This window comes from Sphingomonas lacunae, assembly GCF_012979535.1.
GTDB lineage: Bacteria > Pseudomonadota > Alphaproteobacteria > Sphingomonadales > Sphingomonadaceae > Sphingopyxis > Sphingopyxis lacunae.
The window spans coordinates 1,738,505-1,757,999 of the sequence record NZ_CP053015.1 but is presented as its reverse complement, the minus strand read 5'-3'; the positions used below and the strand labels follow the sequence as shown (position 1 = coordinate 1,757,999).

Sequence of the window (19,495 nt, the reverse complement as noted above, 5' to 3'; positions counted from 1 at the left end):
GCAAGTTGCCATGCGGGACAAGGCAGCTAGGATGGTCCGCAGCGGATGCAACTTTGACGGGCGGACAATGAGCGACAGCGACAGCAGCAATCCCTTTGGCGCTCCATTTGGCGTCGGGCCAACACCGACCCTCGAAGATTTCCAGCACTGGACCCAGATCATGGGTCGCGCGCAGCAATTGCTGATGGAATTTGCCCTGTCCGAGGCCGGGCAGCAGATGAATCAGACGATGCTGGCCAAATGGATGGACCCGTCACAATGGGCCGGCGCGTCAGCCGACATGTTCGGGAGAATGCCACAGACGCTGGCATCCGTGCCGGCGATGGACCCCAAGCTGGCCGATCCGCTCAACAACCCCTTCCTCGCCGCGACCACCAGTTTCTGGCAGGAAAGCGTCGACATGTGGCAGAGTCTGGCGACCGGACAAATGCCCGAGCCCAAGGCTGGCGCGGCGAAGGACCGCCGCTTTGCCGCGCCCGAATGGACTGAGCATCCGCTGTTCGCCTTCATCCGGCAAAGCTATGCGCTGATTTCCGAAAAGCTGCTCGCCGCAGCGGACGGGGTCGATGGCGTGGACCCGAAGACCAAGGCGCAGATGCGCTTTGCCACCGCCAATCTGGTCGACGCCATGAGCCCGTCCAACTTTGCCCTGACCAATCCCGCCGTGCTCAAGCGGACAATGGAGACGCGCGGCGAAAATCTGGTCAAGGGGCTGGAACATATGCTGGCTGACCTGAAAAAGGGCCAGCTGACCCACGTTGACGAAAGCAAGTTCGAGCTGGGCGTCAACATCGCCACGACGCCGGGCAAGGTGATCCACGAGACACCGATGTATCAGCTGATCCACTATGCGCCGACCACCGAAGAGGTTTTCGAAACGCCGCTGCTGATCTTCCCGCCGTGGATCAACCGCTTTTACATCCTCGACCTCAATCCGGAAAAAAGCTTCATCCGCTGGGCTGTCGAACAGGGGCTGAGCGTGTTCATCGTCTCCTGGAAGTCGGCCGACGAGAGCATGAAGGATGTCATCTGGGACGATTATATCGCCGCGCAGATTGATGCGATCGCAACGGTGACGCAGTTGCTGGGGGTCAAATCGACCCATACCATCGGCTATTGCGTCGCGGGCACGACGCTGGCGGCGACGCTGGCGCTGCTGACCGCCCATGGTGAAGCCGACAAGGTGAAGAGCGCGACCTTCTTTACCGCGCAGGTCGATTTCAGCGAGGCGGGCGACCTCAATCTGATGGTCGATGACCAGCAACTGGCCTTGCTTGAACAGCTTTCCGCCCCCGGCTATCTTGACGGACGCTATATGGCGGCGACGTTCAATGCCTTGCGCGGCCGCGACCTGATCTGGAACTATGTCGTCAACAATTATCTGATGGGCGAGGATTATCCCCCGTTCGACCTGCTCTACTGGAATGGCGACACGACCAACCTGCCGGCCAAGTGGCACAAGAGCTATCTCACCGACCTCTATCGCGACAACCGGCTGGTGGTGCCGGGATCAATCCATGTCGAGGGCACGCCGATCGACCTGACCAAGGTCAAGACCCCGACCTATGTGCAAGCGGGCCGCGAGGACCATATCGCTCCCGCGCCGAGCGTGTGGAAAATCATGGACCAGTTCAGTGGGCCAAAACGCTTCCTGCTCGCCGGGTCGGGCCATATTGCCGGCGTGGTCAACCCGCCATCAGCGGGCAAATATCAGCATTGGATCAATGAGGAGGAGTGCGCATCGCTCGACGAATTCATCGCCGGTGCGCGCGAGGTCAAGGGCAGCTGGTGGCCCGACTGGATCCAGTGGATCGCGGCACAGGACGGCGCAAAAGTGCCGACCAAGGGCGCGCGACTTCCCGGCAAGGGCAAGCTGAAGGCCATCGAGGACGCGCCGGGCCGTTATGTGAAGGCGCGCTGAACCGCGCCACTCGCACAGTTTTGTGCAGTGCACAAAAATCTCTTGCAATTCGCAGGCGCACTCATTATTGTGCACTGCAACAAGAGATTTTTGGAGTTGCCCCATGGCCACCCGTATCGAAGACACCGCTGTCGAAACCACCGCCGCTGCTCCGGCTGCGGTCGAAGCACCTGCCGCTGCCCCGGTAGCCAAGAAGGCTGCTGCCAAGGCTGTGAAGCCGGTCGTGGCCAAGGTCGCCAAGAAGACATCGCCGGCCAAGAAGGCTATTGCCCCGAAGGCTGCCAAGGTCGCGAAGACCGCCACCGTTTCAAAGAAGAAGGCCGCAGCCCCCAAGGCCGCCGCCAAGACCATCCCCTCGGTCGCCGCTGCTGCTGAAGCTGCCGCCACCTATGCCCGCAAAGGACAGACCATGCTGACCGAAGCCACTGAAAAGTTCACCGCCGAAGCTACCAAGCTGACCGAAGAAGCCAAGGTTCGCGGCGAAAAGCTGTTTGCCGAAGCCCAGGAGCGCGCCAAGGATGCCGCCACCAAGGGTCAGGAAATGGCCAAGGAAGCCGTCGAATTTTCGAAGGGCAATCTCGAAGCGATGGTTGAAGCCGGCAAGATCGCTGCCAAGGGTGGCGAAGAAATCGCCAAGGACCTGGCCGCTTATGCCAAGCAGTCGTTCGCTGACACGACCGCTGCCGCCAAGCGCTATGCCGAGATCAAGACTCCGGCTGACTTCTTCCAGTTGCAGACCGAACTGACCAAGACCGCGTTTGACACCTTCGTCAAGCAGGGTTCGAAGACCACCGAACTCAGCGTCAAGATGGCCAACGATGCGTTCCAGCCGATCTCGAACCGCATCGCTCTCGCGGTGTCGAAGCTGAAGTCGGCCGCGTAATCACGCCTTCCCCCTACGGAAAGCCGTAGCGGTTTGGTTTCCTTCCCCTACGGCAAGCCGTAGCGGATCGAGCTCTGCGACCGGGGGCGGGCTCCTCTCTCCCTCCTCCAGCACTGCCCCTGTCGCATGATGGACCCGCCCCTGCCCCGAGCAGGGGCGGGTTTTCCATGTGCGGTCGGCGCGCCCCGCAAGATTCACCAAAATGACAGCTTTCCATGCCATATTGGCAACTTTAGTCATTGAATTAGCGTCATAAAATCCAGCCAATTTACCATCTGGTAAGCATCCGGCCCTAGTTCAAAGCCCATGGGGAAGATGGTGCAATGAATTACAAGGTGACTGCCATGTCGATCCTCAAATCCCTGTTTCGTAACGCAAAGGGTGCAACCGCCATTGAATATGGCCTGATCGCCGCCCTCATCGCCGTGGCCTGCATCACGGCTATGGATGCGCTGGGCAGCGGCGTCGCTGGTTCTTTTGACAACGCTTCAACCAGCCTCTGATCCGCCCTTCCGGTTGCGTCCGGACCATTCAAGAGCCCGGATGAAAGGGCCCGCCTGATAAAGGTCGCAAATACCCGCTTCTCCTTGCAAGACCACGCCGGCAACCTGGTCATTCCGGCAGTCCAGCAAGGCACTGACCCGTCTCCGCCTAAGTGCGGGGACGGGTTTTGCTTTACCCCATGATCCACAATTGACCCTGGCCATACCAGCCAATGCCTTGCCATGGCAGGGGGGCATCCCCTATCTAGGCCTCATGTTGGAATCCGATGCATTGAACCCAGTTTTGAGCGCCTTGCTCATTCGTGCTGCCGGCCCAGCTGACGGCAACGATGATGATGGCGGCAATGGCGGCCCATCGGTCGGCGTTGTTACCCGAACTCGCACCGCGACCAAGAAGCCGTCGTTGTACAAGGTGTTGATGCTCAACGACGATTATACCCCGATGGAATTTGTCGTGATGGTGCTCCAGCGTTTTTTCCGCATGGACATCGAACAGGCGACGCGGGTGATGCTGCACGTCCACCAGCGCGGCGTCGGCGTGTGCGGTGTCTTCACACTCGAAGTGGCGGAGACCAAGGTACAACAAGTGATGGATTGCGCCCGCAGCCACCAGCACCCCCTGCAATGCGCGCTGGAAAAGGCGTGACGTTGAGTTGCGCCCTGATGGCGCTCAACTGTTAATACGCCAGGCAAAGGGAATGTGCGCCGTTGCCTGGACAGGCTCAGCGTTAGCGTCAGTGGCGACGCGGAAGCGGATCCGGCGGGTCGCGTCACACGCAGCCTGATCGAGATCGGGCCAGCCGCTGCTGCTGACAATGCTGCAATCGACAGCGGTACCGTTGGGCAGGACGATGACGTGCACCAGCGTATCCCCCTCCCGATCCTCCCGCAGCGCCGTGATCGGATAGGTCAGCCGCGGGATCCTGCCGGTTCCGACCGGGCGGTTGGGCGGCAACTGAACATAGTAAAAGCCGTTGGACAGTGCGTCGTCGGGCATTTCACTGCTGCTCGGCGGGAACGCATCGACACAGGTGCGCAATGACGAAACTGCATCGCGATCGACAGGGAATGTCAGCCTCGCGGTATCCCGATCGACGAGATGCACCATGGTCGCTGAACCCAAAGCCTCAAGCCCTGGTCTCCGCAGACGCATGGTCTGGCCAGCCTGCGCGTTGATGGCCCCGATAGCTGGCGACGTCAGCGGTACGCCATCGGCAAAATTGCGGCTGCCGATTCGAATCAGGGTGGTGCGAAACTCCGCGGGGGTGCGGTTGAGGTGCAGGACGATAAAGGGTCCCGAATAGCTGCTATACTGTTCCATCGAGATTTGCAGTTCAGCGCCATCTTCAGTCCGGCCCAGAACCGCTGGCGGGCAGGAGTGCGGCGCGTTTGTGGTCGACACCATGACAGGTGGCGGTTCGGTTGGTTGCAGCGTGGCAGCGGCGAGTAGCGCGGCAATAAGCATGGTCATGCAGGCCGTGCTAATCGGTGGTGGCTGCGCTGTCCATGCTGCGCAAGGGCATGCCGCCGAGCGATGCCCGTTCGCGCGCAAGCGCCTCACTCGGCTGACCGACGAGACTGCCGTAGCGCAGTTCCTCACCGCAGCCGGGGCAGATGGTTTCGAGGCCGACATCATGGCCGCAAGTGCGATGGGTGTAGCGGATGGCGAGATCGCGCTGTGGGCCCTGGTCCAAGGCGGGAAAGCCCCAGCGCTCGGACCAGTTGCGCATGGCATAAAGGACAGAGAACAGATCCTGTCCCGCCGGTGTCAGCCAATGGTCATGGCGAACCGGGTGCACCTGATAGGGATGGCGTTCAATCACCCCCTGCTTTTCCAGTTGGCGCAGCCGCGCGCTGACCATTTGCGGGGTCAGGCCGGTATTGCGCTGGATCGCATCAAAACGGCGCACGCCGAAAAACAGCTCACGCAGGATCAGGAGCACAGCCCGGTCGCCCAGCAGCGTCGCCGACCGGGCGATGGGACACAGGCTGGGTAGCGGAACGGTGCGCGGCATGGCCAGAGTCTCAAGCCAAAAAGGGGTTGCGGAACATAACTATGATTATCATAGTCACTTAATGACAGCAACAGGCGACTCGACGCCAAACGGAGCGCGGGCATGGGCGCAGCAGTGATTATTGGCGCGGGCGATGCCACCGGCGGAGCGATTGCGCGGGCCTTTGCGGCGCAAGGACTGAGCGCCTGTGTCAACCGGCGAGCGCGCAATGCCGATGCGCTGGAGACGCTGGCGCAATCAATCCGCGATGCCGGGCATCAGGCGCGGGCCTTTCCGGCCGATGCCCGGATCGAGGAAGAGATGATCGCCCTGTTCGACACGGTCGAAGCCGAGGTCGGGCCGGTCGAAGTCGCGGTGTTCAACATTGGCGCCAACGTCAATTTTCCGATCCGCGATATGACGACCCGCGTCTATTCAAAGGTGTGGGAGATGGCCTGCCTGTCCGGCTTTCTGATGGGGCGCGAGGCGGCGCGGCGCATGGTCCCGCGCGGAAGCGGCACGATCCTCTTCACTGGCGCGACCGCGAGCCTGCGCGGCGGCAAGGGCTTTGCCGCCTTTTCAGGCGCCAAGGCGGCCTTGCGCATGCTGGCGCAATCGATGGCGCGCGAACTGGGCCCCGAGGGCGTGCACGTCGCCCATGTCGTGATCGACGGGGCGATCGACACAGATTTCATCCGGCAGCGGCACCCGGATTTTGACGCGGCCAAGGCGAAGGACCTGATCCTGTCGCCCGAGGCCATCGCTGCCAATTATGTGATGCTGCACAACCAGCCGCGCTCCGCCTGGACGCACGAGCTGGATTTGCGGCCGTGGGGAGAGACATGGTGAGCAAGACACTTGAATTCATCTTCGATTTCGGCAGCCCGAATGCCTATCTGGCGCTCAAGGTTTTGTCACCGATCCTAGAACGCACTGGCGCGCAGCTCAAAATCACCCCTGCCTTGCTCGGCGGCATCTTCAAGGCGACGGGCAACAAGCCGCCGTTCGTCCAATATGCCGAAGCACCTGCGAAAATGGCCTATGAGCGGCTGGAAATGATGCGGTTTATCAGCAAGCACTGTCTGTCCGCGTTCAAGATGAACCCGCACTTCCCGATCAATACGCTGACGATCATGCGCGGCGCGATGGTCGCCGAGGATGAAGGGCAACTCCTGCCCTATGTCGAAACGGTGCTTCGGGCGATGTGGGAGGATGGGCTCAAGATGGACGATCCCGAGGTAATCGCGACCTTCCTCTCGGCCAACGGCTTTGACGGCCCTGCCCTGCTCGCCCGGACGCAGGAGGATGGCATCAAGGCCAAGCTGGTCGCCAACACGGAAAACGCGGTGGCCCGCGGCGTATTCGGCATCCCGAGCTTCTTCGTCGGCGACGAGCTGTTCTTTGGCAAGGAACGGCTGGGTCAGGTGGAGGAAGCGCTGGCGGGGTGAGCAAACGCGCGGCATAGCCATGCGCATCTTCCCTCGCGGTCATTACGCCGCTATCACCGCTGTCCATGGATCAAATTGTCATTCGCGGCGGCAATCGCCTCAACGGTCGCATTCCCATTTCCGGTGCCAAGAACAGCGCGCTGACGCTGCTTCCCTGTGCGCTGCTGACTGATGAGCCGCTGACGCTCAGGAACCTGCCGCGCCTTGCCGACATTGACGGGTTCGGGCATCTGCTCAACCAGCTCGGCTGTTCGACGACCATCGAGGGTAGCCGCCCTGAGGATTTCGGCCGGGTGATGACGGCGCGGGCGACGACGATCACGGCGACCATCGCGCCCTATGACATCGTCCGCAAGATGCGCGCCTCGATCCTCGTGCTCGGCCCGCTGCTGGCCCGCACGGGCGAGGCATCGGTGTCGCTCCCCGGCGGCTGTGCCATCGGCAACCGCCCGATTGACCTCCACCTGAAGGCGCTCGAAGCATTCGGTGCGGAAATGGAAATGTCGTCGGGCTATGTGAAGGCCAAGGCGCCGGGCGGGCGCCTGCCCGGCGGGCGGATCAATTTCCCTGTGGTGTCGGTCGGCGCGACTGAAAATGCGCTGATGGCGGCCAGCCGTGCCAAGGGCACCTGCATCATCGGCAATGCCGCCCGCGAACCCGAGATCATCGACCTGTGCAACTGCCTCGTGGCGATGGGCGTCAAGATTGACGGCATCGGCACCGAGACGTTGACCATCGAGGGCGTCGACCGGCTGCATGGCGCGACCTATCGAGTCATGTCGGACCGCATTGAAGCCGGCAGCTATGCCTGCGCGGTAATGGCGACCGGCGGCGAGGTGGATTTGGTTGGCGCAAATGCCGAGGAGATGCAGGCGACGATTGACGCGCTGGTCGAGGCAGGTGCGACCGTCACCCCCTATGCCGGCGGTATCAAGGTGGCGCATGAGGGGCGGCCCAAGGGCATCACCCTGTCCACCGCGCCCTACCCCGGCTTTGCCACCGACATGCAGGCGCAATTCATGGCGATGCTGGCACTGGCCGACGGCGTCAGCGTGCTGACCGAGACAATTTTCGAGAACCGCTACATGCACGTCCCCGAACTGGCGCGCATGGGGGCCGACATCCAGGTCTCGGGCCGCAGCGCTGTGGTCCGCGGTGTCGACAGGCTGGTGGGTGCGCCCGTCATGGCGACCGATCTGCGCGCCTCCATGAGCCTGATCATCGCCGGCCTCGCCGCCCAAGGCGAGACGACTGTCAGCCGCATCTATCACCTCGACCGCGGCTATGAGCGGCTCGAGGAGAAGCTGGCGGCGGTCGGCGCGGATATCGAGCGGGTCAATCTCGGCTAATTTTCCCTCTCGCCCTGCCCGGTGCAGCGCGCTATCCTGACCACATGGTCCGCCGCCGCATCATGATCGCTGTTGCCGCATTGGTTGCTGTTGCATGCGTGGCCGGCCCGAGCGGTCGCATTGCCGTGCAGACCCACGATATGACCGACCCGTCACCGCATCGCATCGAGGCGACGCTGGGCATTGGCAAAGCGGTTCTGTCGCTGCTGGTCACCTGGTCTTCGCGCAACTGAGATGTCCGCTCCTTCTGGCGGCTCGTTGCTTCCCTGATCCATCAAGACAAAAGCCCCGGCGGATCGCTCCGCCGGGGCCTTGTTTCCGGACGGCTGCCTCGCCGTGACCGGTTATTCGCGATTGCCGATAATGCTCAACAGAAACTGGAACATGTTGACGAAGTCCAGATACAGGTTGAGCGCACCCATGATCACAGCCTTGCCGACAAAGTCGGTTCCGCGGACCTGATAATAGGTTTCCTTGATCATCTGGGTGTCATAGGCGGTCAGGCCGGCGAAGATCAGTACGCCAAGAATGCTGATGACCAGCGCCATGGCGCTCGACTGGAAGATGAACATGTTGAGCAGCATCGCCACGAGGATGCCGACAACGCCCATCACCAGGAAAGTGCCGAAGCCCGACAGGTTACGCTTGGTGGTGTAACCGAACAGGCTGAGGCCGATGAAGGCCGCCGTGGTCGCGAAAAAGGCGGTCGCCACTGATTCGCCCGTAAAGCGGATCAGCAGGGTCGACATCGACAGACCCATAACCGTCGCGAAGGTCCAGAACAGGGCCTGGGCGGCAGCAGTCGACAAGCGGTTGATTCCAAAGCTCAGCACCATGACAAATGCCAGAGGTGCGAGGATGATGATCCACGACAGCGCGCCGCCCTGTCCGGCCGCCATTGCCTGGGCAAAGTCCGTCTGCGAGAATGCCATGGCGACAATGCCGCTGAGCAGCACGCCCGATGCCATGGTGTTGTAAACCCTGAGCATATAGGACCGCAGACCCGCATCGGTTGCAGTGTCGATCGTACCGGTCGTGCCGTAGGCCGTGGCCTGGCCCCGGGGGTCGGACCAATTCGCCATGATATTTCTTCTCCATTCTGGGCACGCCACCATAGGCGCTGCCTTACGCCGCAATATTGTGCGACCAAGGGTTATTTTCAAGTGAAACCGGCTTGATGGCAAGGGGGGATCATCCCACTATCGCATCAATGATGCACTTTCCCCCCGCAGCAGCGTCAGCTTGGCCATGAAGCGTCTGTTTGTCGCCCTTGAACCACCGCTGCCGTTACGGCGCGCGCTGATCAATACGATGGGTATGGTCAGCGGCGCGCGCTGGCAGAATGATGCTCAGTTGCACCTGACGCTGGCCTTCATGGGGGATGTCGATGAACCAGCCGCTGAAGCGCTGGACGCCATGCTGGCAATGATCAGCGCGCCGCCGGTGGCATTGAGGCTGAAGGGAGCCGGCAGCTTTGCCAGTCGCGGCCGGGTGCACAGCCTGTGGATCGGAGCCGATCCCAGGGAGGCGTTGGAACAACTGGCGAAGAAGGTCAGTCGCGCGGGGCGAGAGGCCGGGCTGCCTGTCGAGGAGAGAGCCTTTGTGCCACATATCACCGTGGCGCGGCTCAATGCGGCAAGCGGACCGGTTGATGGCTTTCTGGGCCAGTGGGCCGACCTGACCAGCGAGCCACACAACGTCGATCGATTCGGCCTTTATGAGAGCCGGATGGGCCGGAGTGGCTCCGCTTATGATCTGTTGGCCGAGTATCCGCTGCAGGGCTGACGGTCGCGGTTGTCAGCCCCGAAGCAGAGCAGCAAGGATATGAGCGGCACCCGTGCTGACATCGGCCCAGGTTTCGGCAAAGGCGGTGGCATCACCATGATAGGGGTCGAATACCCCCTCCCCTTCGCGTCCGGGCACATGATTGAGAAAGAGCGACACCTGCGCCGGAGCCGCCGGCGGTGCCATCGCCCGGACATCCGCCAGATTTTGAGCATCAAGGGCGATGATGTGGGTGAACCGGTAAAAATCGTCCGTGCTGATCTGGCGCGCCCGGTAATGATCAATGCCATGGCCTTGACGCCGGGCCTCGGCGCGCGCGCGCGGATCAGGGGGATTGCCTATGTGCCAATCACCCGTGCCAGCCGAATCAATGTGCCAATCGAGTCCCAGCCGCGCCGTTTCGACCCGCATCGCCAGTTCGGCCAACGGAGAACGGCAGATGTTGCCGAGACAGACAAACAGCAGCGCGGGCCGCGCCGCAGAGCCGTGCGTCCTGCTTTCCGCAGCGTCAGTCATCTGTGCGAATCCCATTTTCCCAACTGTTTTGGCTGTAGCCGATTTGTGAAGTTGAAAAGCGGTTCAGGTTGCGTCATCCCCAGTCCTTGCTAACCCTGTTGCCACGGGGAGCCAAGATGAAAGAGGAGCAGTGCATGGAGGAGAGCAAGGCGCCGGGCGAGACATCGTCCGCACCGCAAAAGGCGAGCAGCTACAGCTGGTATGTGCTGACCGTTCTGGTCGTTGTTTATATCCTCAACTTCATCGACCGACAGATTGTCAGCATCCTTGCCGTCGACATCAAACGCGACCTGGGCCTGACCGATCAGGACATGGGGTTCCTCGGCGGGGCGGCCTTTGCGGTTTTCTATGCTCTGTTCGGTATTCCGCTCGGCCGGTTGGCCGACAACTGGAGCCGGGTACGGCTTCTCTCGATCGGTCTGGCTCTGTGGTCTGGCATGACCGCGCTATCGGGTTTTGCCTATAATCAGCTGACCCTCACCCTCGCCCGCATGGGCGTTGGGATTGGAGAGGCAACCGCCAGCCCGACGGCCTATTCGCTGATTTCCGACTATTTCCCCAAGAAGCAGCGTGCGACGGCGCTCGCCATTTATTCCTCCGGCCTCTATCTGGGTGGCGGGGTGTCGCTGCTTATCGGTGCCTCGATTGTCGAAGCGTGGAATGCGGCCTATCCGGATGGCGGCCCGATGGGTCTGGTCGGCTGGCAGGCGGCATTTCTGGCGGTCGGTTTGCCAGGTATTGCCGTCGCCCTGTGGGTAGCAACCCTGCGTGAACCAAAGCGCGGCGCGATGGACGGCGTGGCGACGACTGTATCTGCCACACCGTTCCGCAACTTCCTCTATGACCTGTCGACCATTGTTCCGCCCTTCACCCTGATCGGCGCGGCACAACGTGGAACGGCCGCGCTGGTGATCAACATCGGCGCGGCAGCGGCCTTTGCCGGATTTGCCTGGTTCATGATTGGCGTGACCGGCAATGTGCCGCAATGGTCGGCCGTCGGTTTGGGCTATTATGCCGTGTTCAGCTGGGCATCGACACTGCGTGCCAAGGATCCTGCGACATTCCGCCTGATCTGGGGCACGCCCGCATTCATTTGCACCACGCTGGGCTATGGCCTGATCTCGCTCACCGCCTATGCGCTCAGCTTCTGGGGTGCGCCCTATGCCGAAACGGTGCTGGGCCTGCCCAAGCAGGAACTGGCCTTCTGGTTGGGCTCGACAGGGGCCTTGTCGGGCTTCCTTGGCGTGATTATCGGCGGGCGTGTTGCCGACGCCCTGCGCGCACGGCATCCCGCCGGACGATTGCTGGTGGCGATGTTCGGCATTGTGGCACCAGTGGTGCCAATCTGGATCGCGTTCAACACCGATAGCGGCACGGTGTTTTACGTGATGAACTTCATTGCCGGCATGTTTGGCGCAACCGCACTCGGCGCTTCGGCGGCCACCACACAGGATCTGGTCCTGCCACGGATGCGCGGAACGGCCACGGCAGCCTTCTTCCTGGGCACGACGCTCGTAGGCCTGTCGTTCGGTCCCTATATGGTGGGCCTTATTTCGGACGTCTCGGGCAGTCTCAGGATCGGTGCGCTGTCGCTGATCGCGGTGGTCCCGGTGTCGCTCGCGCTGCTGATCTATGCATGGCGGGCGGTGCCAAAGGCTGAAGCGACGATCAACGAGCGCGCTGGCGAATAATGGCCAAAGGAATGGGGCGGGATTTTGCCCGCCCCATGGTACCGTTGATCAGACGTCAATTCAGCCTGCGCGATTGAGAACAGCGCATATGATGCGGGCACCGCTGTTGCCGGTGGGGTCGGTCCGCTCGTCGTCGGCGACGGCATGAATGATCGCAGCCGTACCGTCTGCATCGAACAGCGCCTCCGCAGTGACATTCGCCATATAATCAAGCGTTCCGGTCCCATCGGCACCAATCACCAGATTGGGCAAGTCACCCATATGCGCGCCGGCGGGATTGAGGCGGCCATGCTGCGCGCCGCCCGGATTGAGATGACCGCCAGCCGAGGTGAACGCAGGCCCTTCGCACAGACCCGTGGTGTGGAGATGCGTGCCATAGGTGCCGGGCGCAAAACCGGAAACGCGCATGTGCACATGCATGTGCCCGGCCATGGGTGTGACGCTGATCATGCCAACAGCGCTGCCATCTGCGCGGGCAAGCGTGCCAGTCGCCAACGGCGCGGGCACGACAGGCCCGGTGGTCGCACAACCGGCGAGGGTCAAGGCGGCGAGGATCAGGGTTGGAGCGGCATAACGCATGAGAATCTCCCGGCTGGATGGCTGAATGCCCTCACCCTAGCGAGATAAACCAGGCAGTGGTTCCGGAAAATTTCGATCAAGGGATTGCGCTGTCCGATCAGGCGCGATCGGGAAGGCCGACGCTGTGATGGACAAAGCCGGCGCGTTCCACTTCGTCCCGGCGATAGATGTTGCGCAAATCGACAAGGACGCGATCGTTGACCAGACTGGCCAAGCGGCCGAGGTCCAATGCCCGAAAGGCATCCCATTCGGTAACGATGACCACCGCGTCAGCCCCTTCGGCAGCAGCATAGGCGCTGTCCACCATGGTCACGTCGGGCATCATCGGCGCGGCAGCCTCCATCCCCTCGGGATCGGTGGCGACGACGGTGGCACCGGCATCGAGCAGGGCCTGGACTATGGCGATCGACGGGGCGTCGCGCATGTCATCGGTATTGGGCTTGAAGGTAAGGCCGAGTATGGCGACACGCTTGCCGCGGACCGAACCGCCCATGGCGTTGATCACCTTGCGGCCCATGGCGCGCTTGCGATTGTCATTGACCGAAACGACCGCCTCGACAATCCGCTGGGGTACGGCATTGTCCTGCGCCGTCTTGAGGAGGGCCACCGTATCCTTGGGGAAGCAGGACCCCCCATAGCCGGGACCGGCGTGGAGAAACTTGCTGCCGATGCGATTGTCGAGGCCGATTCCGCGCGCGACATCGCGCACGTCGGCGCCGACGACTTCGCACAGGTCGGCGATTTCGTTAATGAAGGTGATCTTGGTCGCCAGGAAGGCGTTCGCAGCATATTTGGTCAGTTCGGCGGTTCGACGAGCAGTGAACAGGATCGGCGCCTCGTTGAGGAACAGCGGTCGGTAAACCTCACGCATGACTGCGCGGGCATGCTCATCCTCGGTGCCGATGACGATGCGGTCCGGGCGTTTGAAATCGCCGATGGCGGCGCCTTCGCGCAGGAATTCGGGGTTGGAGACGACCGGCACATGCTTGCCACCGCTGACTTCGGCGATGATGCGCTCCACCTCGTCCCCCGTGCCGACCGGCACTGTCGATTTTGTCACAACGACACAGTCATGGGTAAGATGCTCGCCTATTTCCCTGGCGGCAGCATAGACGTAGCTGAGATCGGCATGACCATCGCCTCGGCGTGAGGGCGTACCAACCGCGATGAAGATGGCATCGACCCCTGCAATGCCTTCGGCAAGGCTGGTGGTGAAGCTGAGGCGACCGGCAGCCACATTGCTGGCGACAAGCGATTCCAGGCCCGGCTCATAGATTGGCATCCGCCCTGACAGCAGCGCATCAATCTTGCCCTGATCCTTGTCAACGCAGATGACCTGATGGCCAAAATCAGCAAAGCAGGTCCCGGAGACGAGGCCGACATAGCCTGTGCCAATCATGGCAATCTTCATCGCGCGTAATCCCTTTTGCTGAGCGGTCCCTTGACCTGACCCCATAAGCAAGCGGGGCCGCGATCATCTCGCAGCCCCGCCTAAATTCATTGGCAGTTCCGATCAAGCGCCCCATGGCACCCAACAGGTTAATCGCCAGTTGACTCCCGTATCAAAACTCGCGGGCGTAGCGTTCGTTACCGACAAAGCCGAGGCCCGAGACCCCGCTGCGCTTGATCACCGCCAGCACATTGTCAACAATGACATAACGTGCGTTGGGGTGCGGTTCGAGTTGCAGTTCCGGAGTCGGCTCAATGTCCTTGGTCCGCTCCAGATAATCGGCCAGCTGCGTCGTGTTGACCGGCGCACCATTCCACATGATGACGCCCGAATCGGCGATGAACACCTTGTTGACGTCCGGCTTGATGGGGTCGTCAATCGGGTTTTCCGGCGGAACCGGAAGGTCGATCTTCACCGCGTGTGTCTGGATCGGCAGGGTGATAATGAACATGATGAGCAGAACGAGCATGACGTCGATCAGCGGCGTCGTGTTCATGTCTCCCATCGGGGCGTCAGCCCCACCGCCTCCCATGCTGATAGCCATGAGACAATCCTTTCTTTATGCGTCGCTGCCGATCACAGACGGTCGACAATGGCGGAACCAGGAGCCGGTTCAGAGATGAACCCGACCTTCTGGAAGCCGGCGAACTGCATGGTGTAAATTGCGCCACCGATGCACTTGTACGGCGTGTTCACGTCACCACGGATGTGCACCTCGGGGAAGTTTTCCTCGGTGATGTTTTCCTGTCCGCCAATATCCTCGATCAGCTTTTCGAGAGCCGAACGGCCACGGTCCAGCAATTGTTCGGACGTCACCGGGACATTGCCCCAATAGACTTCGCACTGGGTGGGATTGGCCGGGTTCCCGCGGATCGTCAGCAGGACATTTTCTTTCTTGGTCGTCGTCGGCTCAAAGGCGACGTCCGGCAGGGTGATCGGAACCGTTTTCAGCGCCACCGGAATTGTGATGAGGAAGATGATCAGAAGAACCAGCATCACGTCGACGAGCGGCGTGGTGTTGATTTCCGACATTGCCTCCACTTCGGTGGGGTCACCCCCTACACTCATTGCCATATCTTTATTCCCGTTTCCGGCCAGACCGGCCCGAAGGCCCTGTCTGGCGAGATCGTTACAACGGCAGCACCGCCTGCTGGCCGGATGAACCGGCGCCGAAATGCCTTGGCAATCTCGGCGCCGCTCAGCTCAGTGGCGGAATGGTCCGCCTGACTCAGGCCTTCTTTGCCGGAGCAGCAGCGGGAGCCGCAGTGGTCACGGCCGGACGAACCGCACCACCCGACATGATGTTGCCGAGAACGTCGTTGGCGAAGGTGCCAAGGTCACGGGCGATCTGCTTGTTGCGGGCCTGCAACCAGTTGTAGGCCATAACGGCCGGAACGGCGACGACGAGACCGATGGCGGTCATGATAAGGGCTTCACCGACCGGGCCGGCAACGACGGTGATCGACGGGTCACCCGACTGGGCGATCTTGAGCAGGGCGTTCAGAATGCCCCAAACGGTGCCGAACAGACCAACGAACGGAGCAGTGGCGCCGACGGTAGCAAGGAACGACAGGCCGCCCGAGAGAACCGAATTGATCTGGTTCTGCGAACGCTCCATTGTGCCGTGCATCCAGTCATGGGCCTCGACGGGATCGCTCAGCTTGCCGTGGTCAGCCTGGGCGCGCAGGCCGTCTTCGACGATCTGGCGATAGGCACTGTTCTTTTCGAGCTTGGCAGCGCCTTCAGCGAGGCTCGGCGCACGCCAGAAGGTGGCAGCCATGTCACGGCCCTGCTTCATGATCTTGTTCTGCTCGAACAGCTTGGTGAACAGGATGTACAGCGAGCCGACGAACATCAGGATCATGATGGCGAGCGTTGCCCAAGCAACGGGGCCACCCTGCTTCATCGCTTCGACGAAACCATACTGGCCAGCTCCACCGGCGGCCTGCGCGAAAGTCATGTTAATCATGTTGCTACTTCCCTCTCGAACTTTGAAATGCCCTGGCGTGGTCCTTGCACCGACGCGAGGCAGGTTGATGCTTGAATATCAATTGTCTGGCAGCTGCCAACGCACACGCTTGTTGTAGGTGGTGGCGGTCGGGTTGCCATCACGATCAAGCGCGGGCTCGAACCGGCCGCGACGCTGAAGGTTGCGGCAGGCAGCCTGATCGAGGGCGGCGTTGCCGCTCGACGAAACCACTTCACACCCCGTGACGCGGCCATCAGCCCCGACGGTGAGCCGCGTGCCAGTGACACCTTCGGCTTCTTCGCGAATCGCTGACGACGGATAATCATCGGTCGTCACCCATTCGGCTTCACGACCACGAGGGCGTGCAGCGCGCGAACGATCCGGCGTGGCCGGCGGAGCGGCAACCGGAGGCGGCGTGTACACAGGCGTCGGCGGCTGTGGCGGCGGCGGCGTAGGAACCGTGTCGCGCACCACGTTCGTGCTGACGCTGGGCAGCGGGCTGGGCGGAACCACCACGGGAGGCGGTGGCAGGGGCTGGTCCGGCGGCGGCGGGGGAGGCGGCGGCTCTTCGACCGGGACTTCCTCGGCCACATCGATAACGTCCAGCTTTTCCGCCACTTTCTTGACGACATTAATCGCCAAGCCGCTGACGAGCAACCATCCGAGCAAGAAGGTGATAGTACCGACCAGTACGATCGATATCACCCTACTTTTCGGATCGACTGAATCTCCATATGCCATTCAAAAACAACGCTCCTCACTAACCTAGCAGTTGCTGTGACCCGGCCCGGTTTCCATTTCTGCCGTGCAACCCGCCCTCCAGCATTGGGTTGCGCCGTGGCCCCAATGGGCCGAAACTCTCTTGCCTTCGCTTCGACTCGGCTAACTATCGCGACGCTACGCGTGGCGCAAACCATTTATCCACGGTAAATGTGGCGTGGCATATGACCACCCCCCATATGACGGCGGCGTGTCTGGTCCGGAGGATATTGATGTTGGCTGGTTTCCCCTGCGTCACCCTGATTCGAATGAGTGTTTTCGGGTTACTCGCCCTGACAGCGCCAGCCACGGCCCAAAGCGTGGCCAGCGGCCGGACAGTCACGTCAGCGCCCGTGATTCCCCCGCCAAGCAGCTATGCCGATGTCGCAGATCATGCAGTCGAATCGGCGACCATCATCGACGCGACCATCCGCCGCACGCGCGAAGTGGAGGCGGCGCGGGCGCCCAATGTTCCGCCCCAGCTGGTGCGCCTCTATGTTGAAGCGGAGGTCGGCACCGTTATCTATGGGCGCAATCCGGTGGCCCGTCGCTTTGCCTATCTGGTGGACGTACCCCGGCAGGCGGATGGTCGTCCGCCAAGGCTCAACCGCCAGCGGGTGCTGCTATTTGCGCGTCCTGTCGACCTGCCGACCCAGATACGGCTGGTCGCGCCCAATGCGCAGCTGGCCTGGGACGCGGGGCGTGACGCGACCGCTCGAACGATTGCCAACGAACTGGCGCGCGGCGAGGTGCCGCCGCGGATCACCGGTGTTGCGCAGGCATTCCATGTTCCGGGGACGATCGCCGGAGAGAGTGAAACGCAGATTTTCCTGGGAACAGACAGCGGCAATCCGGTGTCCCTCAGCATTCTTCGCCGACCCGGGCAGTCGCCGCGCTGGGGCGTCGCCTTTGGCGAGATCGTCGACGAATCGGCGGGGCAGCCGGCTCGGCGGACATTGGGCTGGTACCGGCTGGCCTGTGGCTTGCCGGCCAGCCTTCCGCGCAACGCGATTGACGGCCTGGCCAGCGCGGACATTGCCACAACAGTGGCGGACTACGCACTGGTCGTCCGCTCTGTCGGGGCGTGTGACCGGACACCGCCCGCACCGCCACCGGCCATGACGCCACGCCGCTGAACCGCGCACTGTTGCCAGACGGGATGACTTGGCGAGCATGAACCGCTAGGGGCGCGGCGACACATTGAAGGCACCAGGCTGACCGGCCCTGTGCCCGCCGGGGAATCAGACCAATGCCAAACAGCGCGACCATCCACGACCAGGCGGCAAGTGAACGGCCGCCGCTGCGAATCGCCGTGGCAGGATTGGGGACGGTGGGGGCGGGAGTCATTCGCCTGCTGGAAGAAAATCGCGACCTCATCACCCGCCGGGCCGGGCGCCCGATAGAGGTGGTGGCGGTTTCGGCACGCGACAGGAACAAGGATCGCGGCATCGACCTCAGCCCCTATCGCTGGGAAGATGACATGGACGATCTTGCGGCGCTGGCCGATGTGGATGCGGTGGTCGAAGTGATCGGCGGGTCCGATGGCCCGGCCCTGACCCTGGCTCGCAACACGCTGAAGCGCGGCAAGCCGTTCGTTACCGCCAACAAGGCGATGATCGCCCATCATGGCATGGAACTGGCCACTATCGCCGATTCCAGCGACATACCCCTGAAATTCGAGGCGGCGGTGGCTGGCGGAATTCCAGTCATCAAGGCGCTGCGCGAGGGCGCATCGGCCAATCGTATCACCCGCGTATATGGCATTCTCAACGGCACCTGCAATTTCATCCTGACCAAGATGGAGGCCGAAGGACGGGACTTTGCCGATGTGCTCACCGAAGCACAGGCCAAGGGCTATGCCGAGGCAGACCCGAGTTTTGATGTCGATGGCGTCGATGCCGGCCACAAGCTGTCGATCCTTGCGGCCATGTGCTTTGGCTCGCGGCTCGATTTCGGCAATGTGACGACCCGCGGCATCCGCGCCATCACTGCAGCCGACATCCGCGAAGCCGAGACGCTGGGCTATCGCGTCCGGCTGATTGGCATGGCCGAGCAAGGCGAGGATGGCCTTTACCAGTGCGTCCAGCCCTGCCTCGTCCCGGCCGAGCACCCACTGGGTTATGTGCCCGGATCGCTCAACGCGGTGGTGGCCGAAGGCAATTTCGTCGGGCGCCTGTTCTTTGAAGGCGCAGGCGCCGGCGACGGGCCGACCGCTTCGGCGGTGGTGGCCGACCTCATCGACGTGGCGCGCAATGAATATGGACCGGCCTTTGCGATGGCAGTTGAGACGCTGGAGGCCCTGCCGGTGGCGGACTCGGGTGGGCGCAGCGGCAAAAGCTATGTCCGGCTGATCGTTGCCGATCGTACCGGCGTGCTGGCAGAAATCGCCACCGCCATGCGCGATGCCGGCGTGTCGGTTGAAAGCTTCATCCAGCGCGGTGCTCAGGATGGCGCGGCACTCATCGCCATGGTGACGCATGAAGGGGAGGCGCGCGCTGTTGCCGATGCGGTCAGCCGGTTGACGGCATCGCCCAACCTGCTGGGCGATCCGGTGGTGATGCCGATCCTTGATCTGTGAGAGGCAACTCTCGTCCGGATTGACCGGGTCGCCAGTGGGCCATAGCCTGTTGTGACGATGAAGGTGGCCA

At 62.1% G+C, this 19,495-nt stretch carries 22 protein-coding genes; 12 read left to right on the top strand and 10 right to left on the bottom strand.

All coding sequences use genetic code 11. The features are described from left to right. Window positions 1-67: 67 nt before the first annotated feature. From GV829_RS08475 to clpS, 4 genes are all read left to right on the top strand, one after another. Window positions 68-1,921, top strand: coding sequence for a PHA/PHB synthase family protein (locus GV829_RS08475; protein ID WP_169945783.1), 1,854 nt, complete (start codon window positions 68-70; stop codon window positions 1,919-1,921). Between the two features lie 103 nt (window positions 1,922-2,024). Continuing rightward, window positions 2,025-2,804 carry a phasin family protein gene (locus GV829_RS08470; protein WP_169945781.1) on the top strand — a complete coding sequence of 260 codons (780 nt, stop codon included), beginning with the start codon at window positions 2,025-2,027 and terminating at the stop codon, window positions 2,802-2,804. A gap of 344 nt (window positions 2,805-3,148) precedes the next feature. Next, window positions 3,149-3,307, top strand: a complete 159-nt coding sequence (locus GV829_RS08465) for a Flp family type IVb pilin (protein ID WP_169948133.1) — start codon at window positions 3,149-3,151, stop codon at window positions 3,305-3,307. A gap of 253 nt (window positions 3,308-3,560) precedes the next feature. Then, the gene (gene clpS, locus GV829_RS08460; RefSeq protein ID WP_169945779.1) at window positions 3,561-3,953 is read left to right on the top strand and encodes an ATP-dependent Clp protease adapter ClpS; all 393 of its coding nucleotides are present in this window, start codon (window positions 3,561-3,563) and stop codon (window positions 3,951-3,953) included. Between the two features lie 24 nt (window positions 3,954-3,977). Here clpS and GV829_RS08455 read toward each other — a convergent pair whose 3' ends face one another. Together GV829_RS08455 and GV829_RS08450 are read right to left on the bottom strand one after the other, a co-directional pair. Next, window positions 3,978-4,778, bottom strand: a complete 801-nt coding sequence (locus tag GV829_RS08455; RefSeq protein WP_169945777.1) for an energy transducer TonB — start codon at window positions 4,776-4,778, stop codon at window positions 3,978-3,980. A 10-nt stretch (window positions 4,779-4,788) separates the two neighbouring features. After that, window positions 4,789-5,322 (bottom strand): winged helix-turn-helix transcriptional regulator, encoded by a 534-nt coding sequence (locus GV829_RS08450; protein ID WP_169945775.1) that lies wholly within the window; start codon window positions 5,320-5,322, stop codon window positions 4,789-4,791. A 102-nt stretch (window positions 5,323-5,424) separates the two neighbouring features. Here GV829_RS08450 and GV829_RS08445 point away from each other — a divergent pair, with 102 nt between their 5' ends. The 4 genes from GV829_RS08445 (at window position 5,425) to GV829_RS08430 (ending at window position 8,331) form a co-directional block, all read left to right on the top strand. After that, window positions 5,425-6,150, top strand: a complete 726-nt coding sequence (locus GV829_RS08445; protein WP_169945773.1) for an SDR family oxidoreductase — start codon at window positions 5,425-5,427, stop codon at window positions 6,148-6,150. Beyond that, on the top strand, window positions 6,144-6,749 hold the full coding sequence (locus GV829_RS08440; RefSeq protein ID WP_169945771.1) for a 2-hydroxychromene-2-carboxylate isomerase: 606 nt from the start codon (window positions 6,144-6,146) through the stop codon (window positions 6,747-6,749). Before GV829_RS08445 ends, GV829_RS08440 begins: the two co-directional genes overlap by 7 nt. A gap of 65 nt (window positions 6,750-6,814) precedes the next feature. Next, window positions 6,815-8,098, top strand: a complete 1,284-nt coding sequence (gene murA, locus GV829_RS08435; protein ID WP_169945769.1) for a UDP-N-acetylglucosamine 1-carboxyvinyltransferase — start codon at window positions 6,815-6,817, stop codon at window positions 8,096-8,098. A 44-nt stretch (window positions 8,099-8,142) separates the two neighbouring features. Then, a complete protein-coding gene (locus tag GV829_RS08430; RefSeq protein ID WP_169945767.1) occupies window positions 8,143-8,331 on the top strand; it encodes a hypothetical protein in 189 nt (62 codons plus the stop codon). 111 nt (window positions 8,332-8,442) lie between these two features. Here the strand turns inward: GV829_RS08430 and GV829_RS08425 are convergent, their stop codons facing one another. Continuing rightward, window positions 8,443-9,180: a Bax inhibitor-1/YccA family protein gene (locus GV829_RS08425; protein ID WP_169945765.1), complete on the bottom strand. Its 738-nt coding sequence runs from the start codon at window positions 9,178-9,180 to the stop codon at window positions 8,443-8,445. Between the two features lie 166 nt (window positions 9,181-9,346). On the opposite strand from GV829_RS08425, the gene thpR reads away from it, so the two are divergent. Beyond that, on the top strand, window positions 9,347-9,883 hold the full coding sequence (gene thpR / locus GV829_RS08420) for an RNA 2',3'-cyclic phosphodiesterase (protein WP_169945763.1): 537 nt from the start codon (window positions 9,347-9,349) through the stop codon (window positions 9,881-9,883). A 12-nt stretch (window positions 9,884-9,895) separates the two neighbouring features. Here the strand turns inward: thpR and GV829_RS08415 are convergent, their stop codons facing one another. Next, entirely contained in the window at window positions 9,896-10,399 is a 504-nt protein-coding gene (locus tag GV829_RS08415; protein ID WP_169945760.1) for a low molecular weight protein-tyrosine-phosphatase, read from the bottom strand. 134 nt (window positions 10,400-10,533) lie between these two features. On the opposite strand from GV829_RS08415, the gene GV829_RS08410 reads away from it, so the two are divergent. Next, entirely contained in the window at window positions 10,534-12,090 is a 1,557-nt protein-coding gene (locus GV829_RS08410; protein WP_169945758.1) for a spinster family MFS transporter, read from the top strand. A gap of 60 nt (window positions 12,091-12,150) precedes the next feature. Here GV829_RS08410 and GV829_RS08405 read toward each other — a convergent pair whose 3' ends face one another. The 6 genes from GV829_RS08405 to GV829_RS08380 all read right to left on the bottom strand — a co-directional run bounded on the left by GV829_RS08405 (window position 12,151) and on the right by GV829_RS08380 (window position 16,793). Beyond that, window positions 12,151-12,669 (bottom strand): superoxide dismutase family protein, encoded by a 519-nt coding sequence (locus tag GV829_RS08405; protein WP_169945756.1) that lies wholly within the window; start codon window positions 12,667-12,669, stop codon window positions 12,151-12,153. A gap of 97 nt (window positions 12,670-12,766) precedes the next feature. Then, a complete protein-coding gene (locus tag GV829_RS08400; protein ID WP_169945754.1) occupies window positions 12,767-14,080 on the bottom strand; it encodes a UDP-glucose dehydrogenase family protein in 1,314 nt (437 codons plus the stop codon). A gap of 151 nt (window positions 14,081-14,231) precedes the next feature. Next, window positions 14,232-14,663: an ExbD/TolR family protein gene (locus GV829_RS08395; RefSeq protein WP_169945752.1), complete on the bottom strand. Its 432-nt coding sequence runs from the start codon at window positions 14,661-14,663 to the stop codon at window positions 14,232-14,234. 32 nt (window positions 14,664-14,695) lie between these two features. Beyond that, window positions 14,696-15,193: an ExbD/TolR family protein gene (locus tag GV829_RS08390; RefSeq protein WP_169945750.1), complete on the bottom strand. Its 498-nt coding sequence runs from the start codon at window positions 15,191-15,193 to the stop codon at window positions 14,696-14,698. A gap of 154 nt (window positions 15,194-15,347) precedes the next feature. Beyond that, a complete protein-coding gene (locus tag GV829_RS08385) occupies window positions 15,348-16,088 on the bottom strand; it encodes a MotA/TolQ/ExbB proton channel family protein (RefSeq protein WP_169945748.1) in 741 nt (246 codons plus the stop codon). A gap of 78 nt (window positions 16,089-16,166) precedes the next feature. Beyond that, window positions 16,167-16,793, bottom strand: a complete 627-nt coding sequence (locus GV829_RS08380; RefSeq protein WP_343042806.1) for an energy transducer TonB — start codon at window positions 16,791-16,793, stop codon at window positions 16,167-16,169. Window positions 16,794-17,116: 323 nt separating this feature from the next. Here GV829_RS08380 and GV829_RS08375 point away from each other — a divergent pair, with 323 nt between their 5' ends. Both GV829_RS08375 and GV829_RS08370 read left to right on the top strand, forming a co-directional pair. Continuing rightward, window positions 17,117-17,983 (top strand): hypothetical protein, encoded by an 867-nt coding sequence (locus GV829_RS08375; protein ID WP_169945743.1) that lies wholly within the window; start codon window positions 17,117-17,119, stop codon window positions 17,981-17,983. Between the two features lie 113 nt (window positions 17,984-18,096). Next, window positions 18,097-19,425, top strand: coding sequence for a homoserine dehydrogenase (locus GV829_RS08370; protein ID WP_169945741.1), 1,329 nt, complete (start codon window positions 18,097-18,099; stop codon window positions 19,423-19,425). Window positions 19,426-19,495: the final 70 nt, after the last annotated feature.

What these genes read in the sequence shown, in the direction of transcription:
- clpS (WP_169945779.1), top strand. Translation starts at nt 3,561, where the DNA reads ATGTTGGAATCCGATGCATTGAACCCAGTTTTGAGCGCCTTGCTCATT.
- GV829_RS08410 (WP_169945758.1), top strand. Translation starts at nt 10,534, where the DNA reads ATGGAGGAGAGCAAGGCGCCGGGCGAGACATCGTCCGCACCGCAAAAG.
- GV829_RS08440 (WP_169945771.1), top strand. Translation starts at nt 6,144, where the DNA reads ATGGTGAGCAAGACACTTGAATTCATCTTCGATTTCGGCAGCCCGAAT.
- GV829_RS08465 (WP_169948133.1), top strand. Translation starts at nt 3,149, where the DNA reads ATGTCGATCCTCAAATCCCTGTTTCGTAACGCAAAGGGTGCAACCGCC.
- GV829_RS08445 (WP_169945773.1), top strand. Translation starts at nt 5,425, where the DNA reads ATGGGCGCAGCAGTGATTATTGGCGCGGGCGATGCCACCGGCGGAGCG.
- GV829_RS08375 (WP_169945743.1), top strand. Translation starts at nt 17,117, where the DNA reads ATGAGTGTTTTCGGGTTACTCGCCCTGACAGCGCCAGCCACGGCCCAA.
- thpR (WP_169945763.1), top strand. Translation starts at nt 9,347, where the DNA reads ATGAAGCGTCTGTTTGTCGCCCTTGAACCACCGCTGCCGTTACGGCGC.
- GV829_RS08385 (WP_169945748.1), bottom strand. Translation starts at nt 16,088, where the DNA reads ATGATTAACATGACTTTCGCGCAGGCCGCCGGTGGAGCTGGCCAGTAT.
- GV829_RS08395 (WP_169945752.1), bottom strand. Translation starts at nt 14,663, where the DNA reads ATGGCTATCAGCATGGGAGGCGGTGGGGCTGACGCCCCGATGGGAGAC.
- GV829_RS08370 (WP_169945741.1), top strand. Translation starts at nt 18,097, where the DNA reads ATGCCAAACAGCGCGACCATCCACGACCAGGCGGCAAGTGAACGGCCG.
- GV829_RS08455 (WP_169945777.1), bottom strand. Translation starts at nt 4,778, where the DNA reads ATGACCATGCTTATTGCCGCGCTACTCGCCGCTGCCACGCTGCAACCA.
- GV829_RS08430 (WP_169945767.1), top strand. Translation starts at nt 8,143, where the DNA reads ATGGTCCGCCGCCGCATCATGATCGCTGTTGCCGCATTGGTTGCTGTT.
- GV829_RS08450 (WP_169945775.1), bottom strand. Translation starts at nt 5,322, where the DNA reads ATGCCGCGCACCGTTCCGCTACCCAGCCTGTGTCCCATCGCCCGGTCG.
- GV829_RS08415 (WP_169945760.1), bottom strand. Translation starts at nt 10,399, where the DNA reads ATGACTGACGCTGCGGAAAGCAGGACGCACGGCTCTGCGGCGCGGCCC.
- GV829_RS08475 (WP_169945783.1), top strand. Translation starts at nt 68, where the DNA reads ATGAGCGACAGCGACAGCAGCAATCCCTTTGGCGCTCCATTTGGCGTC.
- GV829_RS08400 (WP_169945754.1), bottom strand. Translation starts at nt 14,080, where the DNA reads ATGAAGATTGCCATGATTGGCACAGGCTATGTCGGCCTCGTCTCCGGG.
- GV829_RS08405 (WP_169945756.1), bottom strand. Translation starts at nt 12,669, where the DNA reads ATGCGTTATGCCGCTCCAACCCTGATCCTCGCCGCCTTGACCCTCGCC.
- GV829_RS08470 (WP_169945781.1), top strand. Translation starts at nt 2,025, where the DNA reads ATGGCCACCCGTATCGAAGACACCGCTGTCGAAACCACCGCCGCTGCT.
- murA (WP_169945769.1), top strand. Translation starts at nt 6,815, where the DNA reads ATGGATCAAATTGTCATTCGCGGCGGCAATCGCCTCAACGGTCGCATT.
- GV829_RS08425 (WP_169945765.1), bottom strand. Translation starts at nt 9,180, where the DNA reads ATGGCGAATTGGTCCGACCCCCGGGGCCAGGCCACGGCCTACGGCACG.
- GV829_RS08390 (WP_169945750.1), bottom strand. Translation starts at nt 15,193, where the DNA reads ATGGCAATGAGTGTAGGGGGTGACCCCACCGAAGTGGAGGCAATGTCG.